Source organism: Bradyrhizobium sp. P2_E8 (assembly GCF_056403875.1).
In genome coordinates this window covers 1-4,660 of record NZ_JBFUES010000608.1, presented here as the reverse complement: position 1 = coordinate 4,660, position 4,660 = coordinate 1, and the positions used below count along the sequence as shown (strand labels likewise).

Genomic DNA, 4,660 nt, shown 5'->3' with positions numbered 1-4,660 from the left:
CCCTGGTTCCGGCCGACCTATTTCCGTCTCGCCCGCTCGACGATCGAAACCATCGTCGGCAACGAGCTCTGCATGCAGCGCCGCGTCAACCTCAGCATCCAGATGCCCGGCGACGATTCCTCGCTGCTCGCCACCCACTCCGATGTCTGGTCGGGCGACTCGCCGTTCGAGGTCGTGGTGTGGGTGCCGCTGGTGGACGTCCACCGCACTAAAGCGATGTATCTGCTGCCCCCGTCCCTGAACGGCGACATGCAGGATCGGATGGCGAGCCTGCGCAGCGCCGAGGAGCTGTACAAGACGATCAAGCCGCACGCGACCTTCATCGAGATTCCCTACGGTCACGTGATGCTGTTCAACCAGACCCTGATGCACGGTAATCGCATCAACGAGGAGCCCGGCACGCGCTGGAGCATGAACTGCCGGTTCAAGAGCATCATGTCGCCCTACGCGGACAAGCGCTTCGGCGAGTTCTTCGAGCCGATCCTGCTGCGCCCGGCGACACGGGTCGGCATGCAATACAAGCTGCCGGGAGGCTTCCATGGCTGAGCGAGCCGGCCATCGCGGCTACATCGGCGCCCGGCCGCTGAACGGCAGCCGCTCCCCGCAGCACGTCCAGAACATCGTGATCCGCGACTACGCGCGGCGGAAGAACCTGCAATACCTGCTCAGCGCCGTCGAGCACATCATGCCCGGCAGCTACATGGTGCTCGAGGACATCCTGGACGAGCTGCCCCGCTTGAACGGCCTGATCCTCTACAGCATCTTCATGCTGCCGCCCGAGGAGGCTCGACGGCGGGAGATCTACGACCGCGTGCTGCGCGAGGGCTGCGATCTTCACGCAGCCGTCGAGGAGATCACGCTTTCGTCGCGGGACGGCATTCAGGCCGTCGAGGACATCCTGCTCGTCAATAAATTCGCGACCATCCTGTGACGATGTCGCGGACCGGTCGACGATCATGACCGAGATCAACCTGCTCCAGCAGATGCACGCATCGACCAAGCGGAACTACGTTCAGCGCGTGGTCGAGCATGACAAGGCCGAATCCGCCACCGTGGCGCGGCAATGGGGGCGAGACTACTGGGACGGCGACCGCCGTTACGGCTATGGCGGCTATCGCTACGACGGAAGGTGGCGCCCGCTCGCCCAGACCCTGATCGACCGCTACGGCATCAAGCCGGGCATGAGCGTGCTCGATGTCGGTTGCGGCAAGGGCTATCTGCTCTACGAGTTCACCCAACTCGTCCCCGACCTCACGATCGCGGGCATCGACGTCTCCGAATATGGCATCGCCAACGCCAAGGAGGAGGTGCGGCCGCACCTGAAGGTCGGCAGCGCCGTCGAGCTGCCCTACCCCGATCACAGCTTCGATCTCGTGGTGTCGCTCGGCGTGCTGCACAACCTTCCGCTCGAGGACGTCTTCCGCGCAGCGTCGGAGATCGAGCGTGTCGGACGCGGCGCCTCGAAATATCTGATGGTGGAATCGTTCCGCAACGAGCGCGAGAAGGCAAATCTCCTCTACTGGCAGCTCACCTGCCTGAGCTTCCACGGTCCGGAAACTTGGGCCTGGATCTACGACCAATGCGGGTATCGAGGCGACCATGGGTTCATCTTCTTCGAATGAGACGGCCGGTCTGGGCCGGCCGACCTCGCTGCGTGCGCAGAATCCGGAAGTGTACTATTCGGACGACGCCATCGTCACGGCGGACGATGCCACGATCGCGGAGCTGAAGCGCATCGCCGCCGGCAACCCGCGCCTGCGCAGCCGGCTGTGYACGCATCCCGATCCCTCGTCGGGCCTGCACGAGATGCTGATCGTGCATCATCGCGAGGCCTATGTGCGGCCCCACAAGCATTTTGGCAAACCTGAATCGTTTCACGTGATCGAGGGTACGGCGCAGGTCGTGATCTTCGAAGATGACGGCCGCATTCGCGACGTGCTCGAGATGGCACCATACGGCCAGGGCAAGCGCTGCTACTACCGGATGCCCGAACAGGTCTTCCACTCGATCCTGATCACCTCGGAATGGCTGGTGTTTCACGAGACCACCGCCGGTCCCTTCGACCCCTCCCGTACGGCATTCCCCGACTGGGCGCCGGATGGCAGCGAAGCCGTCACGGTCCAGGACTATGTCACAAAGACTGGCGCGCTCGCCGCGGAGCATCTGGCCCGCAAATAGACCTCGACCCGCTATCGCTGCTCGACTATGCCACCGTGAATGATCGAGGACGAAACTAGCCGATGAAGCAGCCCGCAAAAGCATTGGCGACCCTCGTCAAGTTCGCTGTCTCGATCGGAATCCTCGCATGGCTCCTGCGTGGCCAGGACCTGTCATCCCTGAAGGCCGATCTTCTCGCCGTCAAACTGGAGATGCTGGCGCTCGCGGTGTTGCTGCTGTTCGCCCAGACTTTCGTGCTCTGTCACCGGTGGATGCTGATCCTCCGCGCGATGAGCGTGCCACTGGATTGGCTGGCGGGCTGGCGGATTCTCATCGTCAGCACCTTTTTCAATCAGGTGCTGCCCGCCGGCGGTGATGCGGTCCGGATCTGGATGTTGCGGCGGAATGGCGTGCAATGGTCGCAAACGATCAGCAGCATCGTCGCCGATCGCTTCATCGGGCTGCTGGCGCTTGGCGCCGTCTTATTGGCAGGATTGCCGTTCCTGCTGCCACGGATCAGCGACAACTCGCTCCTTTCCGCGATCGTTATCGTTCTCGTTTTTGCATGCCTCGGCACGATCGCCCTGGCCACGCTGGATTGGTGGCCATCTCGCATGATCGCGGCGCTGCCGGCCAGGATCGTACAATTCGCGATGCTCGTCAGGGCTCCGTTGCTGGCGAGCGAGGGGCGCGGAACGTTGATCGTATCAGCCGTCCTCATCCATCTGATCACGGTCGCAGCCTGTTATTTCCTCGCGATCGGAATGGAGGCGCAACTTTCCGCGCTCGACGCGTTCGTTCTCGTCCCACTTGTCATTCTGTCGTCCGCGGTCCCGATCTCAATCGGAGGATGGGGCGTTCGCGAGGGGGCGATGGTTGGCGCGCTCAGCCTGGCGGGAATTTCCTCCGACAAGGCGCTCGCGATATCGGTCTTGCTGGGTCTCGGCGCCCTGACCGTGGGACTGTTCGGCGGTTTGGTATGGCTGCTTGCTCCGGAGCGGGCCAATTTCACCCCTGACAAGAGCCGCGCCATCGCCGAGCAGGCCGACGCCGCGTCGATCTAGCAATGGTCAGCCGCGGATCAGATCAGGCGATGGCAGTGCGCTTGCGCACCATCGTCGAGACATGGTGGTGGCGGATCCTGATTCTTGCGCCGGCCGCGCTTTCCGTCTCGTGCCTGAATCGCAGCGGCACCTACCGCGCGTTGATATTCGATGGCGGCTGGATCGCACAGACGTACGTCGTCTCTTGGCTCGTTCTTACACCGTATCTCGGCTGGGTCGTGATCGCCACCGGGCGCCTGACGTACGCACTGATCAGGCACGAAGCCGCCCGGCGCGTCGATGAGTTCTTCCTTGGGGCAGCTGTGCTGATCCTGATCGGATTGGGACTCGGCGCAATGTCCATCCTGTATCCGCAGCTCGTTCTCGGGCTGATGGCCGCGGCCTTGCTGTGGGACACACGCAGCCTCAGAACGCCACGCCGGATCGAGATAAACTACGCTGCACTCGCGATGTTGCTGCTCGGCGTCTGGCTTCTGGGAGCGGTCTTCCTCGATCGCGCCGTCATACCTGACGTCATTTCGACCGACGTTCAGCAGCTCTACGCACCCTATCTTGCAGAGGTTGCAAGAAATCACAGCGTCTGGCTTGCGGCTGACAATCCCATCTTCTCCGACTTCGAGATCGGCCACGGCAACGGGCTACATCTGCTGCTGGCGACGTTTCTCCCGCCCCATGTCGCCCAGATCATTTCGTTTCTCTACTTCGTCGGAATCGGCGCAGTTATCTTCGAGCTCATCCGCACGCTGATGCCGCTACGGGCGTTCGGACCCGGATGGGATCAAGCGGCAATACCAATGGCGCTCGGCGTCGCGATCCTCGGGCTGGCGTGGGACTCCGGTCTCCATGTCATGGAATTTGGGAAGTACCATCTCCAGACGGCGGCATTCTGCTTCTATTTCCTGCTGGTCGTCATGCGATCGTGCAAAGGCAGAGACAGGCTTGCCGCCGGGATTTGCGCCTTTGCATTCGCGTTGACTTATCCGCTTTATGCAGTTTTCGCATTCTTGATCGCCGGTTTGGGCGTGCTTGCCAAGGCGCTCCAACGCGACCGATCGGGCATCGCCATGGGCCTGACGCTAGGATTGGGCGCGGCCGGCGGGTGCATCGTCGCTTTTGCAAGCAACTATGTCTATCTCGGAATTCCGGCAACCAATCCCTATTCGATCTTCCGGCATGTCGTGTCGATCGACCGGTTTTCGCAATTCGGAAGCCTCGACATCCTCGACTATTTCGTGCTGGCGCAGTCCGTTGGAGTGAGCGATTTTTCCATTGGATCGGGACTGACGGCAGCGACCCGACAGGTAAACACCGTCTTCGAGGCCGCTGCTTTCCTCGTGATGATATTATGCGTTGTTTCGTACGCCGACTCGAAGCTTCTGCCCGGTCGATCCTCGGCCCACAGGACGCCGTCGTCGGGCATGGCCGCGGGACTCTTCATC

5 protein-coding genes and 1 pseudogene are annotated in these 4,660 nt (G+C 62.1%); all 6 read left to right on the top strand.

Annotated elements, in window-relative coordinates:
* Window positions 1-546 (top strand): sporadic carbohydrate cluster 2OG-Fe(II) oxygenase (locus AC1D00_RS27775; RefSeq protein WP_477012849.1); only part of this gene is annotated, 546 nt, incomplete at its 5' end.
* Window positions 539-931 (top strand): LIC12192 family sporadic carbohydrate cluster protein, encoded by a 393-nt coding sequence (locus AC1D00_RS27770; protein WP_135178074.1) that lies wholly within the window; start codon window positions 539-541, stop codon window positions 929-931. The genes AC1D00_RS27775 and AC1D00_RS27770, both read left to right, overlap by 8 nt.
* 25 nt (window positions 932-956) lie before the next feature.
* Window positions 957-1,622 carry a class I SAM-dependent methyltransferase gene (locus AC1D00_RS27765; RefSeq protein ID WP_477012848.1) on the top strand — a complete coding sequence of 222 codons (666 nt, stop codon included), beginning with the start codon at window positions 957-959 and terminating at the stop codon, window positions 1,620-1,622.
* Entirely contained in the window at window positions 1,600-2,178 is a 579-nt protein-coding gene (locus AC1D00_RS27760) for a WbuC family cupin fold metalloprotein (protein WP_477012847.1), read from the top strand. Before AC1D00_RS27765 ends, AC1D00_RS27760 begins: the two co-directional genes overlap by 23 nt.
* Window positions 2,179-2,240: 62 nt before the next feature.
* A complete protein-coding gene (locus AC1D00_RS27755) occupies window positions 2,241-3,221 on the top strand; it encodes a lysylphosphatidylglycerol synthase transmembrane domain-containing protein (RefSeq protein ID WP_477012846.1) in 981 nt (326 codons plus the stop codon).
* Window positions 3,222-3,256: 35 nt separating this feature from the next.
* A pseudogene (locus AC1D00_RS27750) lies at window positions 3,257-4,660 on the top strand (hypothetical protein); the annotation flags it as partial.